The sequence below is a fragment of the Stenotrophomonas sp. YJH_SMC_27 genome, from assembly GCF_059369815.1.
This window is the reverse complement of record NZ_JCAFTA010000001.1, coordinates 370,556-391,210: the sequence shown is the minus strand read 5'-3', so window position 1 is coordinate 391,210 and position 20,655 is coordinate 370,556. Positions and strand designations below refer to the sequence as shown.

The 20,655-nt window shown below is 64.0% G+C and carries 19 protein-coding genes; 8 read left to right on the top strand and 11 right to left on the bottom strand.

The annotated features are described in order from the left end of the window. Positions 1-2: 2 nt before the first annotated feature. The 11 genes from AC5P7R_RS01805 to AC5P7R_RS01755 form a co-directional block, all read right to left on the bottom strand. Positions 3-806, bottom strand: coding sequence for a DUF4198 domain-containing protein (locus AC5P7R_RS01805; protein WP_021202574.1), 804 nt, complete (start codon positions 804-806; stop codon positions 3-5). Between the two features lie 74 nt (positions 807-880). Beyond that, positions 881-1,399, bottom strand: a complete 519-nt coding sequence (locus tag AC5P7R_RS01800) for a DUF2271 domain-containing protein (RefSeq protein WP_021202573.1) — start codon at positions 1,397-1,399, stop codon at positions 881-883. 26 nt (positions 1,400-1,425) lie between these two features. Then, positions 1,426-2,064 (bottom strand): PepSY-associated TM helix domain-containing protein, encoded by a 639-nt coding sequence (locus AC5P7R_RS01795; protein WP_021202572.1) that lies wholly within the window; start codon positions 2,062-2,064, stop codon positions 1,426-1,428. A gap of 176 nt (positions 2,065-2,240) precedes the next feature. Further along, positions 2,241-4,661, bottom strand: coding sequence for a TonB-dependent receptor domain-containing protein (locus AC5P7R_RS01790; protein WP_197574778.1), 2,421 nt, complete (start codon positions 4,659-4,661; stop codon positions 2,241-2,243). 145 nt (positions 4,662-4,806) lie between these two features. Further along, entirely contained in the window at positions 4,807-5,208 is a 402-nt protein-coding gene (locus tag AC5P7R_RS01785) for a hypothetical protein (protein ID WP_021202570.1), read from the bottom strand. A 164-nt stretch (positions 5,209-5,372) separates the two neighbouring features. Next, complete coding sequence (locus tag AC5P7R_RS01780) at positions 5,373-6,050, bottom strand: Fe2+-dependent dioxygenase (protein ID WP_134735822.1); 678 nt, start codon at positions 6,048-6,050, stop codon at positions 5,373-5,375. Positions 6,051-6,060: 10 nt separating this feature from the next. After that, a complete protein-coding gene (locus AC5P7R_RS01775) occupies positions 6,061-6,780 on the bottom strand; it encodes a tetratricopeptide repeat protein (RefSeq protein ID WP_227853960.1) in 720 nt (239 codons plus the stop codon). 68 nt (positions 6,781-6,848) lie between these two features. Continuing rightward, a complete protein-coding gene (locus AC5P7R_RS01770; protein WP_478436240.1) occupies positions 6,849-9,155 on the bottom strand; it encodes a TonB-dependent receptor in 2,307 nt (768 codons plus the stop codon). Positions 9,156-9,303: 148 nt separating this feature from the next. Then, positions 9,304-9,708 (bottom strand): hypothetical protein, encoded by a 405-nt coding sequence (locus tag AC5P7R_RS01765; protein ID WP_019659414.1) that lies wholly within the window; start codon positions 9,706-9,708, stop codon positions 9,304-9,306. 204 nt (positions 9,709-9,912) lie between these two features. Beyond that, positions 9,913-10,245, bottom strand: a complete 333-nt coding sequence (locus tag AC5P7R_RS01760; RefSeq protein ID WP_010483575.1) for a non-heme iron oxygenase ferredoxin subunit — start codon at positions 10,243-10,245, stop codon at positions 9,913-9,915. Continuing rightward, the gene (locus AC5P7R_RS01755) at positions 10,242-10,781 is read right to left on the bottom strand and encodes a GNAT family N-acetyltransferase (protein WP_021202565.1); all 540 of its coding nucleotides are present in this window, start codon (positions 10,779-10,781) and stop codon (positions 10,242-10,244) included. Before AC5P7R_RS01755 ends, AC5P7R_RS01760 begins: the two co-directional genes overlap by 4 nt. Positions 10,782-11,022: 241 nt before the next feature. Here AC5P7R_RS01755 and AC5P7R_RS01750 point away from each other — a divergent pair, with 241 nt between their 5' ends. The 8 genes from AC5P7R_RS01750 (at position 11,023) to AC5P7R_RS01715 (ending at position 20,573) form a co-directional block, all read left to right on the top strand. Then, positions 11,023-14,448 carry an RHS repeat domain-containing protein gene (locus tag AC5P7R_RS01750; RefSeq protein WP_495213714.1) on the top strand — a complete coding sequence of 1,142 codons (3,426 nt, stop codon included), beginning with the start codon at positions 11,023-11,025 and terminating at the stop codon, positions 14,446-14,448. Next, positions 14,372-16,336 carry a fibronectin type III domain-containing protein gene (locus AC5P7R_RS01745; RefSeq protein WP_495213713.1) on the top strand — a complete coding sequence of 655 codons (1,965 nt, stop codon included), beginning with the start codon at positions 14,372-14,374 and terminating at the stop codon, positions 16,334-16,336. The genes AC5P7R_RS01750 and AC5P7R_RS01745 overlap by 77 nt, the downstream gene beginning before the upstream one ends. A 3-nt stretch (positions 16,337-16,339) precedes the next feature. Continuing rightward, positions 16,340-17,299 carry an RHS repeat-associated core domain-containing protein gene (locus AC5P7R_RS01740; protein WP_227853957.1) on the top strand — a complete coding sequence of 320 codons (960 nt, stop codon included), beginning with the start codon at positions 16,340-16,342 and terminating at the stop codon, positions 17,297-17,299. A gap of 3 nt (positions 17,300-17,302) precedes the next feature. Then, positions 17,303-17,506, top strand: a complete 204-nt coding sequence (locus AC5P7R_RS01735) for a hypothetical protein (RefSeq protein ID WP_010485953.1) — start codon at positions 17,303-17,305, stop codon at positions 17,504-17,506. A 134-nt stretch (positions 17,507-17,640) separates the two neighbouring features. Next, complete coding sequence (locus AC5P7R_RS01730; protein WP_146205522.1) at positions 17,641-17,841, top strand: SH2 domain-containing protein; 201 nt, start codon at positions 17,641-17,643, stop codon at positions 17,839-17,841. Positions 17,842-18,007: 166 nt separating this feature from the next. Then, the gene (locus tag AC5P7R_RS01725) at positions 18,008-18,463 is read left to right on the top strand and encodes a hypothetical protein (protein WP_146205521.1); all 456 of its coding nucleotides are present in this window, start codon (positions 18,008-18,010) and stop codon (positions 18,461-18,463) included. Positions 18,464-19,149: 686 nt separating this feature from the next. Beyond that, complete coding sequence (locus tag AC5P7R_RS01720) at positions 19,150-20,109, top strand: RHS repeat domain-containing protein (protein ID WP_227853956.1); 960 nt, start codon at positions 19,150-19,152, stop codon at positions 20,107-20,109. After that, positions 20,106-20,573 carry a hypothetical protein gene (locus tag AC5P7R_RS01715; protein ID WP_054171181.1) on the top strand — a complete coding sequence of 156 codons (468 nt, stop codon included), beginning with the start codon at positions 20,106-20,108 and terminating at the stop codon, positions 20,571-20,573. The genes AC5P7R_RS01720 and AC5P7R_RS01715 overlap by 4 nt, the downstream gene beginning before the upstream one ends. Positions 20,574-20,655 lie beyond the last annotated feature (82 nt).

The window sequence follows — 20,655 nt, the reverse complement described above, 5'->3', positions numbered from 1 at the left end:
CATTACTGCGGCAGCACTTCCAGCGTGGCCACGTAGCTGAGGCGGCGCTTGGCGGCCTGCTTCACCGAGGTCTTGTTGTCCTCGGTGCCGGTCTCCAGCCAGTACATGCCGGCTTCCGGCCAGGTCACCTTGATCTCGCCCTTGGCATCGCTGGTGACCTTCAGTTCGTCCTGTGCGTTGCGGTAGCGGGTGGCACCACGCACGATCTCGAATTCCAGGCCGGCGGCCGGCTTGCCATCGACCAGCACGCGGAAGGTGGCTTCCTCGCCGGCGAACAGGTCATTCGGGTGGCCGACGGCGACCAGCTCGATGCCGCGGTTGGTCGGCTTCAGCGCGGTGTCGTTCGGCGCGCCGTTGGTGACGAAGGTCTCCACGCGGCCGACCGACTGGCTCACTTCCAGCTTCTTCGCATCCTTCGGCAGTTCACCGAAAGTGGCAACGCTGCCACGCCAGCGCTTGCGCTCGCCGTTCTGCTCGTAGGTGGCGAACAGGCCGTCATTGACCGACGCGATGCGGTAGGTGCCCGGCTGCTTCAGTTCGATGTCGAACACGCTGCGGTACTTGCCGGTCGCTGCGTTCTGCGGCTGCACGGTGCTGCCGTCCGGCGCGGTGATCACCACCGATTCCAGGCGCAGCGGCACGTGGTTGAAGTAGAACAGGTCGTTGGAGACCGCACCGTCGACGGTGATCCACGGTGCGTTGCCGGCGATCACGGTCTGCGAGGGCAGCAGCCAGGCCTTGTGGGCCAGGGCGGAGAAGGGAAGGGCAGCGGCCAGGGCGGCGGCGAGGACGAGCGTGCGCTTCATGCGGAGGACTCCAGTGGATGCGGGGTGATGCGGCAAGGAGAAGGGGATTACGACTTGATCCCCTCCGTCCCCTCTCAGGGTTTGACGGACAGGGTGACCTGGCCCAGTTCGGTGGCGCCCTGCGCCTTGCCGTTCTGCGCGGCGGTGGCCGGCCAGGTAAAGGGGATCTTCAGCAGTTCACGGCCGCCGACTTCGCGCACCGCCTCGACCACCAGGGTGTAGTTGCCGGGGGCCAGCTGCTTCAGTGCCGGCTGCTTGTCGTTGAACGACAGCGCGTGCTTGCCGGCCGGGCGGGTCGGGCCGGTCACGCCGTCCACCGGCACCTGCAGGGTGCGGCCGCTCTTGCGCCACCACTGGCGCAGGTCGGGCAGCCACTTGGTGCCGTGGCCTTCGCTGTTGCTGGTCTGCTGGTACCAGACCGACAGATTGGCCGCGACCTTCTGGTCGGCGCCTTCCAGCCACACTGCCACGTACGGGCGGTGGTACTCGGCCACGTTGAGCTTGGGCACTTCGACGTTGATGTCGAGGGTGGTGGCATAGGCCGGCGAGGTGGCCAGCAGGCCGCTGAGGGCGATGGTCAGGGTGACGCGCATGGGGCGGCTCCGGAAACGAAGGAAAGTCAGTGGATCAGCAGCAGGGCGATCAGCAGCGGGATCATCAGGCCGAGGCCGACCAGCGGCCAGGTCATGCGCCGCTGCCGCGCATGCAGGTGCAGCAGGAACAGGCCGGTGATGCAGAACACCAGGCAGGCCACGGCGAACAGGTCCAGGAACCAGCCCCACGCCGGGCCCGCGTTACGGCCCTTGTGCAGGTCGTTGAGGTAGGACACCGCGCCGCGCGAGGTCGATTCGTATTCCACCGCGCCGGTCTCGCGGTCGATGCTCAGCCAGGCGTCGCCACCGGGGCGCGGCAGCGACAGGTAGATCTCCTCGGTCGACCACTCGGCCGGGCGGCCGCCAATGGCGATGCCCAGCTGCGTGTCCAGCCATTGCCGGGCCGGGCGCGGAATCGGTGCGTTGCCGTCCTCGCGCGTGCCCAGTTGGCCCAGCAGTTCGGCCGGCAGCTTCAGATGCTGGTTCTGCACCTCGGGCTTGGCCTCGATCTTCGCTGCATGGTTGAGGGTCAGGCCAGTCACCGCGAACAGCAGCATGCCGATCAGGCACACCGCCGAGCTGATCCAGTGCCACTGGTGCAGCGTCCGCAGCCAGAAGCCACGGTTCTGTTGCTGCTGCACGGTGGAAGAGGCAGGACGGCTCACGGCACGGTTCGAGGCGGACGGGGACTGCCCATTACATCATTGATGAGAATGGCTCGCAATTGCGTGTCGTTCTGTATCCCTGGAGGGCGATTGCCGGCCAGCGGCCGGCACTACCAGGGTTCCGGGAAACAACGTCGGATTGCCGGCCAGCGGCCGGCACTACCGGTGCGTGGCGGTCAGAACTTCGCGTTCAGCGAAATCCAGTAGCTGCGGCGCTGGTCCTTGGTCGCGTAGTCGTCCACGCAGTTGAACTCGCTCTGGCTGATCAACAGGCACGACTGCGAGACGAAATCCTTGTCGAGCAGGTTGTTGACCCGTGCGTTCACCGTCAGCCAGGGCGTGGCCTTCCAGCTGCCACCGAGATGGAAGATGGTGTAGTCCTCGTAGTAGCGGGTGTGGCTGGCGCCGTTGGCGTCCAGCAGCGTGTCGCGGTAGCGGTCGTAGCGGCCCTCGCCGATCAGCGACAGGCTGACTGCTTCGTTGACCTGCCAGTTGAGGCTGGCGTTGGCCATGTGTTTTGCCGGCATGGTGCCTGAGATCGGGCGCCCCTTGTCGGGGCCGCTGGTCTGCTCGCTCCTGGTCCAGGTGTAGTTGCCGCGCAGCTGCAGAGTGTCGAGCAGGTCGACGTGGGCGGCCAGTTCGGCACCCCGCGTTTCAGCCTTGTCGATGTTCACGCTCTGGGTGAAGGTGCTGTAGCCCAGCGCGGCCCAACCCGGACCGATGTCCACGCAGTAACCGCTGCCGGCCGGCGCCACTTCGCAGTTGGGGAAGGTGCCGCCGCTGGCGATCTTGTCCTCGAATTTGTTGAAGAAGCCGGTCACGTTGAAGCCCCAGCGCTGGCCCTCGTAGTAGGCGGCCACCTCGTAGTTGGTGCTGGTTTCAGGCTTCAGGTTCGGCGAACCCACCAGCGGCAGCACGCCCTGGCCACCGAAGCCGGTGATGCCCGGGAACAGCTGGTCCGGACGCGGGGTCTTGTAGCCGGTGCTGACGCCGCCCTTGAAGGTCCACGCGTCGCTGGCGTTCCACACAAGGTAGCCGCGCGGGCTGACATGGCTGCCGAACACGTTGTGGTCGTCGTAGCGCAGGCCGAAGGTAGCGGTGAGGGTATCGGTCAGCGCCCAGTTGTCCTCGGCGAACAGCGCCCACATGCGGTGCTTCTGCTTGGTGTTGCTGCGGTAGCCGGCGCCATCCATGCCGAACACGCCATCGATCATGTCGGTGTCGTTGTACTGGCCGCCGACGGTCAGCTTGTGCGCGCCGAAGTCGAGGTCAAGCATCGTGTCGAGCACGTAGCCTTCCAGTTCCATGGTGCGCAGCGGGCGCGGCAGGAACGCCTGCAGGCGCGCCATCTCGCTGGGATTGAGTGCGGTCAGCGCATTGCCGCGGCCGGCCGCACAGTTGCTGGCGGCACCGGTGCGGCGGCAGACGTCATTCCACAGCGTCTGCAGGTTGGCGCGCTCGTCCAAGGTCAGCGGCAGCGAACGGCCGAGGTTGCTGCTCTTGCTGTGGGTCAGCGAGGTCTGCCAGGTGCCGAAGCTGTAACGGCCCTGGTGGGTCAACGACAACTGATCGCGCTCGTAGCGCTGGTAGGCGGTGTAGCCCACGCGCGGCTGCACCACGCGGCGGGTGACGGTGCCGCTGCCGTTCGGGTTGGGGATGACCGCGTTGCCGACGCGCCAGAGGCTGGCCAGGCTGTCCAGCGTGCCGGTCTGTCCTTCGCTGTTGTCGTACTTCTGCCGCGACACGTCGTAGTCCAGCCACAGTTCGTGATCGTCGTTGACGCGGAAATCCAGGCGTACGCCAGTGTTCCAGTTGGTGTTGGCCACCGACTTGCCACCGCCGCCGAAGCCGATGCTGCGCTCCCACAGGCTGCCGTCGGGCAGGGGCAGTGCATCCCACTCCGGATTGGAGGCCTTGGCGTCGTAGTAGCTGCCGCGCACCGCCAGGCTGAGGCGGTCCTTCAGCAGCGGGCCGCTGAGGTACAGGTCGGTGGTGCGTGCATCACCGAACTGGTCATCCTGCTGCACGGTGAAGCCCTGGGTCACGGCGCCGTGCCAGCTGTCCTGGTTGCGTCGGGTGATGATGTTGATGACGCCGCCCATCGCGTCCGAGCCATACAGCGTGGACATCGGGCCGCGCACCACTTCGATGCGTTCGATCGCGTCCAGCGGCGGCAGGTAGGCGAACTGGCCGCCACCGAAGTTGTTCGGGTACAGCTGGCCGACATTGCTCTGGCGGCGGCCGTCGATCAGCACCAGGGTGTACTCGGACGGCAGGCCGCGCATGGAGATGGTGGCGCGGCCGTTCTTGTCGCTGGCCTCCAGGCCGACATCGATGCCTTCGACGTCGCGCAGCGCGTCGACCAGGTTGGTGTAGGGGCGCTTGCTGAGTTCTTCGCGACTGACCACGCTGATGCTGGCCGGTGCATCGACCACCTTCTGCTCGAAGCCGGAGGCGGTGACCACCACCTTGTCCAGCGTCTGTGGCGTGCCGGAAGCGTCACCGTGGGCGAAGGCAGGGGCGGTCATGGCCACCAGCACGGCGCTGGTCAGCAGGGTACGGGACAGGGACGAACGGACACGATGGCGCTGGGCCATGGCAGTAACCTCGAAGGATGCAGGGTGGTGCGATGCCAGGCGCGAACGGTCGGCATGCACGGGGAGGCCCGGTCAGGGGCGGCAGGGATGAAGCAGGCAGCGGCGCGCTGACGCGACCGTGCAGGTGGTCACGCGGGGCCGTGAATCAGGCGAGCGGCGGCGCCTGGCCGCGTTGCTGGCGGCGTCCGGGCGCGTCGGCCCAGGGCGTGTCCGGAGCGGCCAGCGGCCAGTCCGGGCGCACGCCGGGCATGGCCGGCGTAGCGGGTACGAGTTCAAGCTCGGTGCGCAGCCATTGGCTGGCCAGCAGCAACGGCGGGCGTGCCTTCTCGGCTGATTTCACCGGGGCGGCAGCACAGCGGCGCAGCTTGGCCGGTGCCTCTTCCAGCAGGGGGGCTTCGCCACCGCGCTCTTCCAGCGGCATCTGCACGGCCATTCCGGCTTGCCCGTGTGGCAGCAGGGGCAGGGTGCCCAGCAGCAAGGCCAGCATCGCCACCCACGCCAGCAGGCTGGCCAGCGCAGGACGCTGGCCGCGCATGGCGGTGCCCATCTTGCGATGGATGAGTGGGCGAGGGCGAAGCGGGCGCAGCAAGCAGGGGTCCCCAAGGGTCTGCCGGCAGCGGCCGGCATCAACGGGGCGTGATTGTAATGAGAGCTGTTATCTGTTGCAAATGAGAATGATTGCCAAAATGTCGCGGACTGGCCGGATGGGGCTCAGACTTCGCTCCATCGCCGCAGCAGGTTGTGGTACACGCCGGTCAGCTGCAGCACCGCCTCGGCGTCGCCGCCGGTCTGCCGCAGGCGCTCGATCGCGCCATCCATTTCCCACAGCAGGCGGCGCTGCACATCGTCGCGGACCATGCTTTGTACCCAGAAGAACGAGGCCACGCGCGCACCTCGGGTGACCGGCCGCACCTGGTGCAGGCTGCTGGACGGGTACACGATCAGGTCGCCAGCGGGCAGCTTCACTTCATGCTCGCCGTAGGTATCGCTGATGATCAGTTCGCCGCCCTCGTACTCGTCCGGCGCGGACAGGAACAGGGTGCAGGAGATGTCCGAACGCAGCTGTTCGCCGTTGGCCAGGTTCATCACCGCGCCGTCGACGTGGAAACCATAGGTGCCGCCGCCGCTGTAGCGGTTGAAGCGCGGTGGCAGGTACTTCAGTGGCAGCGCGGCGCTGAAGAACAGCGGATGCCGGGCCAGCGCGACGAGGATGATCTCGCCCAGTTCGCGGCGCAGCGGCGAGGCCTCGGGCAGCTGCTGGTTGTGCTTGGCCTGCGCGCCCAGATGGCCGACGGTCTCGCGGCCATCGGTCCAGTCGGCGGCATCCAGCCGGCGGCGGAAGTCGGCCACCTGGTCGGCGCTGAGAACGTCGGGGATGTGCAGCAGCATGCGGGACTCCTCAGAGGGACGGCGGTGCGACCAGGGCGCGCACCTGTGGATGCGGCGATGCGGCCAGTTCCGGCACGAGATGCGCCATGAACGCCGGGCTGCCGTGGGCCAGTGCCAGCTGCAGCCAGTGCACGGCCTGCTCGACCTGGCCGGCCTGCAGCAGGATCGAGGCGTAGTTGGCCTGGCCGCGGAAATCACCGGCCTCGGCCGCGCGCTGGTACCAGTCCAGCGCCGCCTGCGGATCGCGCTCGATCTCCAGTCCGTCTTCGAGGTGGCGGGCCAGCAGGTTCATCGATTTGGCGTGGCCCAGGTGCGCGGCACGCGTGTACAGCGCCAGCGCCTGCGCGCGGTCCAGCGGCACGCCGCGGCCGGTGGCCAGCAGGTTGGCCAGGTTGTACAGGCCCCAGTCCAGCCCGGTGTCGGCCGCGCGCCGGTACCACACTGCGGCCAGTGCCGGATTGGCCGTGGTGCCCTGGCCCAGTTCGTGGCAGCGGCCAAGCATGTTCATCGCCATCGGCGCGCCGTTGTTGGCGGCGGTTTCGTACCAGAGCAGTGCCGCCGAGGCGTCCTGCGCGGTGCCTTTGCCTTCCATGTGCATCTGCGCGAGCAGCAGCTGTGCCTCGACCTGTCCGGCCCGCGCGGCGTCGCGCACATGCGCGAAGGCCGCCTGCGGATCGTGCTGCAGCAGCTCGGCCAGAGCTTCGCTGTCGATGGGGGTACGGGGTGCCATGAGGTGAGTATCGCCGGAAACAAAAACGGCGGCAGGAGCGCCTGCCGCCGTGGTGGAGCGAAGTTACATCAGAACTTCACGTTCAGTGCCAGGGTGGCCGAGCGACCCGGGGCGATGCTCGCGTAGTGCGAGGCATAGGCCTTGGTGAAGTAGGTCTTGTCGGTCAGGTTCTGCACGTTGAGCTGCAGGCTGATGTTGCCCTGGATCGCGTAGCTGGCCATCGCGTCGAAGCGGGTGTAGCTGGCAATCCACTTGGTGTTGGCCACATCACCGTACTGCTTGTGCGAGTAGAACGCACCGGCGCCGACGGTCAGGCCGATCGGGAAGCGGTACGTGGTCCACAGGTTGGCGCTGTGCTTGGCGGTGTTCGGGAATTCGTTGCCGTTGTTCGGCGATGGCACGTAGACGTTGGACGGGCAGGTGCGGCCCACCGGTGCGCCACAGACAAAGCCATTGTCCTTCAGCTCGGAATCGAGGTAGGTGTAGCCGCCGTACAGGCTCCAGGCCTCGGTCAACTGGCCGTTGAAGCCCAGCTCGAAACCGTTGATCTCTTTCTTGCCGGCGTTCTGGCTGGTGCCGTTGTCGATGGTCACGCGCGCGTTGTTCATCACGGTGTGGAAGATCGCAGCAGTCAGGTTCAGGCGGTTGTCCAGCAGGTCCCACTTGGTGCCCAGTTCGAGGTTCTTCGTGTCCTGCGGCTTGAGGTCGGCAACGGCCGCGCTCAGGCCGTCCGAACCGTCACCACCGTCCATGCCCGGCGGGGTCGAGGAGGTGCCCCAGGACAGGTAGATGCTGCCGTTGGCGGCCGGCTTGAACACCACGCCGGCCTGGTAGTTCAGGAAGTCGTTGCTGTTGCGCACGCGGGTCGGTGCCTTGCCGGCCACCGGCGTGGTCAGGGTGGTACGGAAGTCGTCGTAGCGCAGGCCGAGGTTGATCATCCACTGCTCATTGAGCTCGATGGTGTCGAACACGTAGGCCGAGGCGGTCCTGGTGCGCTGCTCGACGTCCAGCGCCTTGTCGCTGCGATAGACGATCTGACCGGCCGCCCACGGATCGTTCGGGTTCGGCTTGTTGAAGTCGGTGCAGTTGTAGCCGGTGGCCGCGCCGGACACCTGGCAGCGAGTGCTGTTGGCGCTGTTTTCAAGGGGATTGGCGGTGCCCGGCGACATCAGGTAGCTGCCACGGGTCATCTTCTCGTCGCTGTACTCCAGGCCCGCGCTGTAGCTGTGCTTGAGCGCGCCGGTCTGGAACGCACCGGTCAGGCCCAGCTGGTCGGCGAAGCTCTTGACGTCGACCGCACGGGTGTTGGTGCGACGCCACAAGGTGCCGTACAGGTTGGGGTTGCCCTTGCTGTCGTCCGGCTGGGTCCACAGGTAGTCGTTGCTGGTGTTGCCCAGGCGCGCGATGTTGCGAAGCTTGTGGCCACCGAAGTCGTAGCTGGCGTCCAGAGTGCTGATGTCGGCGCGGGTGCGCTGGAAGTCACGGTCGACCAGGCCGTAGTAGTTGTTGCGGTCCGGCACCACTGGGCGGCCATCACCGTTCCTGGCCACGTTCGGGCCGCTGGAGAACGGATTGTTGTAGGGGAAGCCACCCGCATCGGGCAGGTCATCGCTCTGCATGTGGTAGTGGCTGGCGATCAGCTGCGCCGGGCCGTTCAGGCCGAACGCGATCGACGGCGCGATGCCCCAGCGGCTGACATTGGCCGCATCACGACCGGCGATGTCAGACGCGTGCTTCATCAGGTTCAGGCGGGCGGCGATGCCGTCGCCCAGCACGTAGTTGGCGTCCACGGTGCCGCGTGCGTAGCTGTCGGTGCCGATGCCCATGCTGGCGCTGGTCTCGTTCTTCAGCTTCGGCGTCTTGCTCACCAGGTTCAGGCTGCCACCGCCGGAGTCACGGCCGCCGTAGGCCGAACTCGGTCCCTTGACCACTTCCACCTGCTCCAGGTCGAAGATCTCGCGGGTCTGCGAGCCGACGTCGCGCAGGCCGTCGACGAACACGTTGCTCTGCGAATCGAAGCCACGGATGAACGGGCGGTCACCGGTCGGATTGCCGCCTTCGCCGGCACCGAAGGTGATGCCCGGCACCATGCGCAGCGCATCCTGCAGGTTGGTCGCACCGGTTTCGGCGATCAGCTTCTCCGACACGATCGACACTGACTTCGGGGTGTCCAGCAGCTCGGCGGTGAACTTCGGCGAGGACGGGTTGAACCAGCTGCCGCGCACCTGCACCTTGTCCAGCTCAGTGGCGTTGCGGGAGCCGGCGTCGGCGCTGTCGGCGGCCTGCGCAGCCAGCGGCGCGAAGCCCGCGGCCAGGGTGGCGGTGGCGAGCAGGGAAACGCGCGGGGCGTGCTTGCGGGACGTGATGTAGGTCATGGCGATGGGTCGTGGCGTGGATCGGGAAAGGGGGAGAGCCGCAGCGCAGGCAGCGCGTGGGCACGTGGAGGGCTTCGTCTGTAGAGCCGAGCCGATGCTCGGCTATGGGCGAATGACGTCAGACGCACGGCAACAGCCGCAGGGCGTCTCAGCTGGCGTGCGGTGCGGGCGGTGCGTGGCCGGGGTTCAACCGCAGTGCGGGATCGTGCAGCTGCCAGCGCAGGGCGTTGGAGCGCCACAGCGGAACATGTACGACCAGGGCGGCGCGCGGGGGAGCCAGTCCGGTACAGGGCGTGGTGCCCTCGCCATCCAGCGGCGGCTCCGGTGCTGGCGCGGCAGGGTGCGGGCACTCGTCCGCCGGCGGGGCCGGCATCGGCATGACCTGCTGCAGATCTTCAGCCTGTGCCTGCCAGCCGTTGGCAGCAGGGCCGTTGTCGCGTCCTTCGTGCAGTGCCGACCAGCCCAGCAGCAGCGTCAGCAGCACGGCCACAAGCAGCGGCCACCCTTGACGGGCAAGCTGGCACAGCGTGGCGGTGGGCGCGGGCGAAGCCATGGCGCGAGGGGCGGAGTCGTTACGAAGATGTTACGTAGAATAACATCAACGATAATGATTCGCATGTACGGGGCGTGGCGGCCCCCCGAGGCGGCCACGGGGCGCCCTGGAAGGGTCCTCATGGCTTTCCGATAGATCCACCCCATGGGTTGATGCTCTCTGGCGGGGCGCCCCGTGAATGATCTCTCCGGGCGGAGCGCCGCCTCAATCCCGGTCGTCGCGGGTCCAGATGGCGTCGTGCTCGCGCTTCACCGGAAACTTGGGCACAGGGCTGTAGGCCGGCGCGCACAAAGCGCGCCCGTCACGCACGTCGAAGCGCGCCCCGTGCAGCACGCACTCCACACTGCCTTCGGTGGTGTTGAACTCGCCCGAGGACAGCTCGAACTCTTCATGCGTGCACTGGTCTTCCAGGGCGTACAGCTCGCCGTCGAGGTTGAATACCACGATCGGCGTGCCGGTCACCTCGTCGAACACACTCTTCATTTCGCCCGGCAACAGCTCGGCGCCGGCACAGACAAAGGTCCAGGCCTCGCTCACGCGACGGCTCCGGTCAACGGCTTTTCAAGGATCTCGAAGCGCAGGTCGTCGCGCTTGGGGATGCCGAAACGCTCGTCGCCATACGGGAACGGCTTCTTGATGCCGGTGCGGCTGTAGCCGCGACGCTCGTAGAAGGCGATCAGTTCGTCGCGCACGTCGATCACCGTCATCTGCATCACCGGCACGTTCCATTCGCGTGCGGCGTGCGCTTCGGCGGCGTCCATCAGCTGCTTGCCAACGCCGCCACCCTGCTGGGCCGGGTCGACCGAGAACATGCCGAAGTAGCCCTTGCCGTCGACATCGGCGACATGGGCGCAGGCCACCAGCTGGTCCCCGCGCTCGGCCAGCAGGATGGTGGAGCGCGGGCGGTCCAGGTCGGCCTGGATGCCTTCGGCGTCGATGCGGGCGCCGTCCAGCAGGTCGGCTTCGGTGGTCCAGCCGACGCGGCTGGCATCGCCGCGGTAGGCCGAGGTGACGAGGGCAATGAGGGCGGGGATGTCGGCCGGCGTGGCGGCGCGGAAGGTCAGGGTGCTCATGGGGACATTCTAGGTGGAGCAGGGAAGGGCACGGGAGGCTGCTGGCTGACGTGACTTTGCCGAGTGTGGCCAATGCGTGGACTTGACGCCATCTTCATTATTCGTTCATATCTGTGACCAGCACCCGCCCACCGTGAAGCAACGCGTGGCTGTCTGCCGGCGTGGGTGCCGCCTGGTCGAAGGCCAACTGCCGTTCGGCGCGGGTGGGGCACACAGGGACGTCGATCCAGGGAGGATCTGCATGCAGTCTGGCCTCATTTCTCATCCGCGCGCCGCAATGGCTGCCAAGGGTCTTCTTCTCGGTGTCGTTGCCCTGTGCGTGCTGGCACCGGTCGGCGTTTCCGCCCAGATCGTTCCCACCTGGCGGCAGGAGTACGACAAGCGACTGAAGTACGGGGACCTTGTCGAACCGCTAAAGGGCGAGATCTTCGGCGAGCAGGTCAACCTCTATGACGGTTCGATCAGCTTCAAGGCCACGGATGTTTCGATTCCGGGCAATGGTGGGCTCGCGGTTTCGCTCAGCCGCAGTTATGGGGATGTCAGCGGCAGTGCAAATGACAAGGAGTATGGAAACTGGGATCTCGACATTCCGTCGCTTTCAGGCACTTACGGAGACCAGCCGGAAACTGCGATCGGCGGGCATTGGACTCCAAGCGCCCGTTGCTCGACAGTTTCCGCACCTCCGTCGCTGGATGTCTGGAACTACAAGCATACCCAGACCATCAATTTTTCTCCCCACACCTATTGGGATGGGGTGAGGCTTTCATTGCCGGGCGGAGGCGGTGAAACCGTCCTGGCGGGCAGCGGGGACGCGCGCCAGCCAACTCCGCAGGTTGGCACGCCAACGCCCTGGAACACAAAAGGGGGATGGTTCTTCTCCTGCCTCAGTGCGCTCAAGAGCGGCCAGCCGGGCGAAGGCTTTCTGGGCCACGCGCCGGATGGAACCAAGTACTACTTCGACTGGATGGTGGCGCGCGAGAACGAGTCTGCCGTTCTCCAGCCCTACGACACCATCACCCATGCCACGCTGAAACGGAAAAAGGTCTTCCTTTATCCATCACAGGTTGTCGATCGTTTCGGCAATTGGGTCCGCTACGAATGGAGTGGCGGGCGGCTGGATCGAATCATTGCCAACGATGGGCGCAGCATCAGCCTTGCCTATGACTCCCTGGGCCGTATCGCAACGGCGACGGCAGCGGGTCGAACCTGGACCTATGGCTACACCCCGGCCGGTGTGTTGCAGTCGGTGACGCTGCCGGACGGGACGGCGTGGAGCTACAACCTGCCGCCTGTCAATGTGACGAAGAAGTATCAGGAGTACACCGGGCAGGACGTTTGGGCCTATATGGAGGTCCCGGCTCTTTGCGCGAAGACGAACAAGATTGTGCAGACCGAGGTTGCAGCCTCCATCACGCACCCATCAGGCGCGGTGGGAACCTTCGTGTTCCGACCCTTCCGGCATGGCCGCAAGAATGTTCCGTTCAACTGCCAGACTTCCGGCGACGACCAGTTGCTGGCCGACGGATGGAATCTCACGCCTATCTATCGGGACGCGATGTCGCTGGTGGCAAAGCGGATAAGTGGCCCGGGGATGCCCACGGCGGAGTGGAGCTATCAGTACACCAATCTGGGGTGGGAGTACGACAGGAGAGTCGACCAGGCTGGGTGGCCGGCGATCCCGGTGGGGCAGGCAGAGCCCAAGATAACGATTGAAACCCTGCCGGATGGCACGATCCGGACATACGAATTCGGAAAGGAAGTTGGCTATAACGACGGTCTGCTGCTGTCGACGACAACCAGCTCTGGTGGCGCGGTGGTTCGAACCGAGCGCAGTAACTACTACCCGGACGCGCAGCTTGCCAGCGCACCGTTCCCGCGCGAGGCGGGTCGGAATCTCAAGTACGGGGCCACGGAGCTGGGAGAGCATCTGAACCGCCCAGTGCAGAGCACGATCATCAATCAGGACGGCGTGCAGTTCACCCGTACGGTGCAGGCCTTTGATGCCTTCGTCCGCGAAGTTTCCGTTGTCGAAGCGAATTCCGCCGGCCAGAGTCGCACCAGCAGCACCAGCTACTACGACAATCCCGCGCTATGGGTGAACGGCCAGGTGGCGCGCAGTGTGCTCAATGGCATCGAGCAGTCGCGAACCGAATTCGATACGGCCAAAGCACTGCCGTTACGCGCCTATGCATTCGGCCGCCTGGCGCAGCAGGTGACCTACGCAGCCGACGGCACGGTTGCCTCGGTGGCCGATGGCCGCGGCAATACCAGCCATCTGTCGGGATGGAAGCGTGGCGTTCCGCAGCAGCTGCGCATGCCGGCCACGCCCGAAGCGCCCAATGGCGCGGTGCGCACGGTTGCCGTCGACGACAACGGTTGGATCACCTCGCTGACCGACGAAACCGGCGCAACCACCAGCTTCAGCTACGACAGCATGGGCAGGCTGCGCAGCCAGCAGTTCCCTGGCGGCGACAGCGTGAACTGGAATGGCGTAACCATGGACCTGCAGCGGCTGGGTGGCGCGCAGCTGGGGGTGCCCGCCGGTGCGTGGAAGCACTCCCGCACGCAGGGCGGGCGGCGCACGGATACCTACCTGGATGCGATGTTCCGCCCGGTGCTGGTGACCGAAAACGCCAACAACGTGCTGGACAGCGCCGTGGTGACCCGCTACGACACCAGCGGCAAGACCGTGTTTGCCTCGTATCCCACGCGGCAGTTCTCCGATATCAATGCCACCCTGGCCGGCACCACGACGCAGTACGACGCGTTGGGCCGCCCCACCGTGGTCAGTCAATCGTCCGAGCTGGGGGCACTGGTTACCCGCACCGAGTACGTGGGCAATCTGTCGGTGAAGGTGACCAATCCACGCGGCCAGGCCACGACGACCCGTCATCTTGCCTACGACCAGCCCAGCTATGAGATGCCGCTGACGCTGCAGCATCCGGAAGGCGTGGTGACCGAGATCCAGCGAGACACGTTGGGCAAGCCGCTGGCGATCACCCGCCGCAGTGCAGACGGCAGCCAGTCGCTGACCCGCCGCTACGTCTATGACGGCTACCAGCAGCTGTGCAAGACCATCGAACCGGAAACCGGCGCGACCGTGCAGGACTACGACGCGGCAGGCAACGTGCTGTGGTCGGCGGCCGGCACGGGTTTGACCAGCACCACCGACTGCAACCGCAGTGAAGCGCTGGCCAGTGGACGTGCGGTGAAGCGCAGTTACGATGCTGCCAACCGCTTGTCGACCCTGATCTTCCCGGATGGGCGCGGAAATCAGAACTGGTCCTACGCGCCTGATGGTCTGCCTGCCGAGATCAATACGCAGAACGACCCGGCCCGGCCGATGGTCGTCAACCGCTACCAGTACAACCGCCGCCGCCTGCTCAGTGGCGAAACCCTGCAGCATCCGGATCTGGGAAGCCTGAGCCTGGCCTATGGCTACGATGCCAACGGCACACTGGCCAGCAATATCTACCCGGGGGGGCGCGTCGTCAGCTATACGCCGGATGCACTGGGTCGGGCGACGACGGTCGGTGGCTATGCGAAAGAGGCCAGTTACTTCGCCAACGGCGCATTGGCCCGCTTCGTCTATGGCAACGGGATCGTGCACCCGCGGGCTGCCCGACCGCAGCCGCGATGCCACCGCAGCGGCCGCAGTGCTGGATGACAGCTACGACTACGATGCCGGCGGCAATGTGATGGCCATTTCCGATGGCCTGCCCGGGGCGCCCGGTAACCGGGACATGACCTATGACGGCCTGGACCGGTTGCGGACGGTCACTGCACCGGGCTTCGGCAACGCACTGTATGAGTATGATGCGCTGGACAACCTGCGCCGTGCCAAGGTCGGCAGCCGCGATCGTACGCACTATTTCGATCCGACCAATCGGCTGGTCAACGTGATCGAAACCGGAACCGGGGCAACCGTCACCGGTCTTGGCTATGACGTGCAGGGCAATCTATCGGTGCGCAATGGTCAAGCTTTCGCGTTTGATTACGGCAACCGACTGCGTGCGGCGGGTACAGCAGAGAGTTACGAGTACGACGCCCACGGGCGCCGGGTGAAGGCCAGCGCCAGTGGCAAGGGGGCGATCTATTCGTTCTACGACAACGGCGGTGTGCTGCGATTCCAGCGCAACGAACGTACCGGCAAACAGACCGACTATCTCTACCTGTCAGGCAGCCTTGTGTCCCAGGTGCATGGCGAAGCCGCACCCAGCGTTCCCGCGCTGAGTGCGCCGGGCTACATCACCCAGGGCAGCGTTAACCTGACCTGGAGCCCGGCCGGTGGTGCCAACCGCTATGAGCTGCAGCGTGCGCTTGCGGGCACCTGGAGCACGGTCTTCGATGGCGCGGCGCAATCGTTCACCAGCACCGGCCTGGTCACGGGAACCTATCAGTTCCGGGTGCGCGGCTGCCGGGCGGTGTGCGGCGGATGGAGCAATGTCGCATCAGTGGCCGTGGCACTGGCGCCATCGACCGTGCCGACCTTGAACGTGCCTGCCACAGCCTTCAATGGCAGTTTCAGCGTGGCATGGTCTGCGGCCTCCGGTGCCGAGCGCTATGAGCTGGAGGAAAGCGCCAATGGTGGCGCCTGGGCCCAGGTGCATAACGCCATCGGTCAGTCCAAGGCCTTCAGTGGCAAGGCAGCGGGAAGCTACAACTACCGGGTTCGCGCATGCAATCCGGTGGGATGCACGGGATACAGCGCCACGGCTGCGGTGACGGTGGTGTATCCGCCCGCCACTGCGCCAGGTCTCTCTGCGCCGGCACGCGCTGCGCCGGGCAGTATCGGCATTGGCTGGAACGGGGTGGCTGGTGCCACGCGTTACACCTTGCAGGAAAGCAGCAATGGTGGCGGATGGGTCACGCTGTTCGACGGCAACGCGGGTTCCTATGCCACCGCTGCGCGCGGGGTCGGCAGCTATGGCTATCGGGTTGCCGCCTGCAATGGCGCAGGCTGCGGACCGTGGTCGGCCACGTCGACGGTAGCGGTGATCGGACCGCCGACGATCGAGCCGGTGATCAGCGCGCCGGGCCTGGTGAACGTGCCGCAGTACAGCCTGAGCTGGTCGGTGCCGGCCAACAGCGAGAGTTTCGTGCTGGAGGAGAGTGCCAACGGTGGTGGCTGGACGGTGGTGCATAACGGCGGCGGGAACAGCTTTGGTGCCAGCCGTGGCAAAGGCAGCTACGCCTATCGCGTGAGGGCGTGCAATTTCGCGGGGTGCAGTCCGTACTCGGGCATTGCGACGGTTGTGGTCGCACTTCCGCCAGGGACACCCTACTTCTATCTTGCGGAATGGCTGACCACTCGCAAGGCACCGTATCAGGTGCAGTGCTCGGTGGGCTGGAGCCAAGTGGCCGATGCGACCGAGTACCAGCTTGAGAGTGGTGGCGGTGGAAAGCGCCTGTATACCGGGCCGAACGCTTATGTGAGTGCAGACGGCAATGCCTACTGTGCTGGTGACTATCGCGTGCGTGCCTGCAATGCCGGTGGTTGCTCGCCGTGGTCGGCCGACCATCCCGTCACCCGCGGCGTACTGAGCTGGGACTAACCCATGAATGGACTCTCTTTGCTGTTGATTCGGGCGGTACTCGCGGTGGTGGTGCTGGCGGCCTGTGTGGCTCCGGCGGTCGCCCAGGAAGTCGTCGAGTACATCCACACTGATGCACTGGGTTCACCGGTAGCGATCACCGATGCCAGCGGAAACGTCATCGAGCGTACGGTGTATGAGCCGTATGGGGCGGTGGTCAATCGGCCGTTGAAGGATGGGCCGGGATATACGGGGCATGTGACGGACTCGGGGACCGGGCTGAGTTACATGCAGCAGCGGTACATGGATCCGGCGTTAGGGGCTTTCCTGAGCGTTGATCCGGTAACGGCTGAAGGGGGCGATATGCGCCATCTAAACCGCTACGCCTATGCTTACAACAGCCCGTACAAGTTCAAAGATCCGGATGGGCGCTGCCCCCAGTGCTTGTGGGGCGCGCCAATAGGCGCAGTTGTGAACATCGGTGTTCAGATGGCTATGGCTGAAGGGTCGATGGGCGAAAGATTCTCCCAAGTAAAATGGGGGCAAGTCGCTGTCGCAACAGCGGCTGGTGCGCTAAGTGGTGGAGTAAGTGCCGTTGCAAGCACAGCTGCCACTACCGGTGGAACCATTGCCGCAAACGTGGTTGGAAATGCAGCCGTCGGCGCAGTTTCAGTTCAAGCAAATGCACAGCTTGAAGGTAAGACCGCTTCTGTATCCGAGGTTGCAAAAGGCGCAGCCTTGAGCGGAGGAACGGCTGGCTTAGGGGCAGCTGTTTCTGCTGCGCCTGGTGTGGCGGCTAGAAGTGCGAGTGCTGGGATGACACAGACTGAGCGAACTGCGACAGGAAATCTGATGCAGGGTATAAAGGAAGCCACTCCTGGGTTTAAATACTCCAATCCCACCCAAACAGCGGCCAATGCCGTCGGTACGGCGGTCAGTTCATCAGGCGATCTCGAACCACTTGTGAACGATACGTCGAAGTAGGATATGAAGATCAAATTGATCCTGAAGGGCGTCGCCGTGTATTACGCGAAAGCTGCTGTTTTCACGATCGCCAGCTATGGGTTGCTGCGTCTCGTTTACGGGCATACAGGGATTTCATTCATTGAATGGACGCTCATACTTCTGGCGGCGTTTACGGTGGCTTACATACCACTTTTCGTTGGCTTGCTGCGCGGGAAGAGTTCGTAGCTGTCTTAGGCAGGAGCGGCAAATCCGCCCAGTGCTTACCGCCCTTTAATGATCCTCTGAACAACCATTTCGGTAGTGCCGGCCGCTGGTCGGCCGCATGAGAGACAATGGCGGCACACGTTGAGAAGCTATCCATGCAGCTGATATTTGATGATGCCGAGGGTCTGGGCAAGCGTGAGCAGACCAGACGCGAGATCTGGACCGGCCAGATGCGTCGACGGACGATCTACTTCTTGGCGGAATCCATGCTCCGCTTGATGTCTGATTTCTTCGGGTCCCCGGCCCAATGCCACGTGGCGCCATTGAGGAAGTGGCGCTGGATCTGGAAGACTTGAAGTGACTGCAGCGGTTGTGAGGTGGCCCCCGGATGAATACTGTCCATAAGCCTGCAGTAGTGCGCAGCGTTTGTACCTTTTCCCGATTGAAGCGCATGCGTTGATCGGGTGGGCGCGCAACCGCCCCTCGGGGGACTCGTGTGGTTGCAAATGCAGGAGACTCCTGATGGCGGAAGATGAACTGCTGCTTGAACGGCTTTACAAGATGTCGCGGGTTCTCGCGGCCGAACCCGACTCTTCAAGCTATGTATTGGTATCGAGGTCATTGTTCCATTGTGATCCGGAGATCCGAGAGAGGGCCATTTTCATCGGCGGGCTGCGTTGGGCAGATCCGTTGATTCTTGGTTGTTTTATTGGAATTGTTACGGTGGGGCAGGAGCCTGTTGATGATAATCGGAGGCTTATGATTGAATCGCTTGTTTCTGCAGTGCTTCGGAGGAGGCTTGATGCAGCTTCAATCGAGGAATGGCTCAGGGCGGTGCTCCATTCGAATGATTCTAAGTCACTCCTGGCTAAGTCAGCCTACATTGGCTTGCTGCGCATTCAAGGGAAGATGTCGGTTTCTGAGTTTGCATCTATTGATTACGATGGTGTGTCTGTTGATTCATCATTAGTTTCTTGACGCCCGCATTTCATTTTCCGCTTTGAAGAAGGCAGTGTCGCATGATGGTGGTTGGGGCTCGTTCGTCGATCAACCGTTAGGGACGGTTGTGTCACTGGCTGCCAACTGGAGAGCGGTGCCGATGGCGGGGAGATGCATTCCGATCCAGGCCCATGTCGGATCCAGCTGCGATGTCTGACGCGCTGGTGATTTTGCACGCCTTCAACCGTAGCGTGCTGAGCCGGAACCTTTCCTGCTGATTCGCGCGAGGAGCGTGCCAACGGTGGTGGCTGGACGGTAGTGCATAACGGCGGCGGGAACAGCCGTGGCAATGGCAGCTATGCCTACGGGTGAGGGCATGCAATTTCGCGGGGTGCAGCCCCTACTCGGGCATCGCCACTGTCTCCGTGGTCCTCCCTCCCGCAGCCACTCAGATCTACGTGGCAGAGTGGCTCAGCACGCGCAAGGCGCCCTATCAGGTGCAATGCAGCGTCGGCTGGCGCGCGGTTCCGGGGGCAACGGAGTATCAGCTTGAGCCTTCCGGAGCTGGACGGCGCCTGTACACCGGCCCCAATACCTACGTGCAGTCGAGCGGCGGGACCTACTGCGCCAGTCTCTACATTGTCAGGGCCTGCAACGCCGGTGGCTGTTCGGCATGGTCCGCAGACTTCCCCGTCACCCGCGGCGTATTGAATTGGGACTAAGCCATGAATGGACTCTGTTCGCTGTTGATTCGGGCGGTGCTCACGCTGGTGGTGCTGGCGGCCTGTGTGGCTCCGGCGGTCGCACAGGAAGTCGTCGAGTACATCCACACTGATGCACTGGGTTCACCGGTGGCGATCACCGATGCCAGCGGAAACGTCATCGAGCGTACGGTGTATGAGCCGTATGGGGCGGTGGTGAATCGGCCGTTGAAGGATGGGCCGGGATATACGGGGCATGTGACGGACTCGGGCACGGGTCTGAGCTACATGCAGCAGCGGTACTATGACTTCCAAACTGTCGCATTTCTGGGGGCTGATCCAGTTGCAGCTAGTTCGGAAGGGGCTTCATTCAATCGCTATCGCTATGCTTCTGCCAATCCCTATAGGTTCAAAGATCCGGACGGCAGGGCAGACATGAACGTGTTCGGTGAAGCTGATCCGAACGGGCTGAGAGCGGCAGGAGATGCGCTCAATATTCCGGGCAAGTTCACGGTCGCAGGGCACGCCAATAACATGGTCATTCAGGACCAGCGAGGGGGGCGCATGGAAAATTACTCCACAGTCAGCTCCTGGGATATGGCTCGGACCCAGTTTGGGCTAAAGCAGGGCCAGGAAATATTCATGGCAGGTTGCCACTTGGGGGCGGAAATCGGTCAGGCAAAGGCTTTTGCTCAGGGGTGGGCGAACCTGAATAAGTCGTCCGTATATGCTCCCAACGGATTCGTTCGCTATCCAAAAAACTACAAGCCTGGAGATGATATGACGCTCCGTGTCAGTATGGGTGAGAACGGAGCCGGAGGTGCAGGTGTATGGCAGAGGTTCTCGCCTGGAGGGACGGGGCCGACGGGCCCCGCTATTCGTTCGATTACGATCAAAGCTGATGGTTCAATATCCTATCAGTTTGCTGAGCCTGAATTGGGGTCCAGAATTCGTAGAATGGAAACGGTGAAGGTTAAGCAATGAAAATTCTTTCGAATTCCGTTGTTTTGTCTTTGCTGCTTGTTGGCTGCGGCAACGGGGAGCCTCAGGAAGAGCGGCTTTCCCGAAATGAGAAACATGATGAAGCGCCAAGTTTGGCCCTTTCCGAGGAAGAATTGGAGCGTCAGATTTCGATGGCTGAAAACGGGAATGCAGAGGCCCGTCTAAAGCTCGAATGGCACTACTCGACGCGTGGCGACATGGAGCGGTATCGCTACTGGCTTGAGGAGGGGGTCGCACGAATGGACGTTAGTTCAATGCAGCGATTGGCACTGTTCCTCTCCCTTGAGCAAGGCGGGGGGGACTGTAAGCGCGCAATGCAAATCCTCGAGGAAGGCTTGCGTCTTGATCCGCCGGAGACTACGCGCGAACTGATGGAGATGGATCTTCAGAGATTGCGGCATGAACGGGTCGGGGTTCCACCTTGCGGGGTGGGGCTCTCCAATTAGAGGCAGCAGTTGCGCAAATGCCGATAATAATTCGTTCGGATTCAATGATAGGAATGGCTGATGCGGAGCGTATTCTGGTTTG

Excerpts from the sequence above, each read along its gene's own strand:
- AC5P7R_RS01805 (WP_021202574.1), bottom strand. The coding sequence starts at position 806 with ATGAAGCGCACGCTCGTCCTCGCCGCCGCCCTGGCCGCTGCCCTTCCC.
- AC5P7R_RS01800 (WP_021202573.1), bottom strand. The coding sequence starts at position 1,399 with ATGCGCGTCACCCTGACCATCGCCCTCAGCGGCCTGCTGGCCACCTCG.
- AC5P7R_RS01790 (WP_197574778.1), bottom strand. The coding sequence starts at position 4,661 with ATGGCCCAGCGCCATCGTGTCCGTTCGTCCCTGTCCCGTACCCTGCTG.
- AC5P7R_RS01785 (WP_021202570.1), bottom strand. The coding sequence starts at position 5,208 with ATGGGCACCGCCATGCGCGGCCAGCGTCCTGCGCTGGCCAGCCTGCTG.
- AC5P7R_RS01780 (WP_134735822.1), bottom strand. The coding sequence starts at position 6,050 with ATGCTGCTGCACATCCCCGACGTTCTCAGCGCCGACCAGGTGGCCGAC.
- AC5P7R_RS01775 (WP_227853960.1), bottom strand. The coding sequence starts at position 6,780 with ATGGCACCCCGTACCCCCATCGACAGCGAAGCTCTGGCCGAGCTGCTG.
- AC5P7R_RS01770 (WP_478436240.1), bottom strand. The coding sequence starts at position 9,155 with ATGACCTACATCACGTCCCGCAAGCACGCCCCGCGCGTTTCCCTGCTC.
- AC5P7R_RS01765 (WP_019659414.1), bottom strand. The coding sequence starts at position 9,708 with ATGGCTTCGCCCGCGCCCACCGCCACGCTGTGCCAGCTTGCCCGTCAA.
- AC5P7R_RS01755 (WP_021202565.1), bottom strand. The coding sequence starts at position 10,781 with ATGAGCACCCTGACCTTCCGCGCCGCCACGCCGGCCGACATCCCCGCC.
- AC5P7R_RS01750 (WP_495213714.1), top strand. The coding sequence starts at position 11,023 with ATGCAGTCTGGCCTCATTTCTCATCCGCGCGCCGCAATGGCTGCCAAG.
- AC5P7R_RS01745 (WP_495213713.1), top strand. The coding sequence starts at position 14,372 with ATGGCAACGGGATCGTGCACCCGCGGGCTGCCCGACCGCAGCCGCGAT.
- AC5P7R_RS01740 (WP_227853957.1), top strand. The coding sequence starts at position 16,340 with ATGAATGGACTCTCTTTGCTGTTGATTCGGGCGGTACTCGCGGTGGTG.
- AC5P7R_RS01735 (WP_010485953.1), top strand. The coding sequence starts at position 17,303 with ATGAAGATCAAATTGATCCTGAAGGGCGTCGCCGTGTATTACGCGAAA.
- AC5P7R_RS01730 (WP_146205522.1), top strand. The coding sequence starts at position 17,641 with ATGCAGCTGATATTTGATGATGCCGAGGGTCTGGGCAAGCGTGAGCAG.
- AC5P7R_RS01725 (WP_146205521.1), top strand. The coding sequence starts at position 18,008 with ATGGCGGAAGATGAACTGCTGCTTGAACGGCTTTACAAGATGTCGCGG.
- AC5P7R_RS01720 (WP_227853956.1), top strand. The coding sequence starts at position 19,150 with ATGAATGGACTCTGTTCGCTGTTGATTCGGGCGGTGCTCACGCTGGTG.
- AC5P7R_RS01715 (WP_054171181.1), top strand. The coding sequence starts at position 20,106 with ATGAAAATTCTTTCGAATTCCGTTGTTTTGTCTTTGCTGCTTGTTGGC.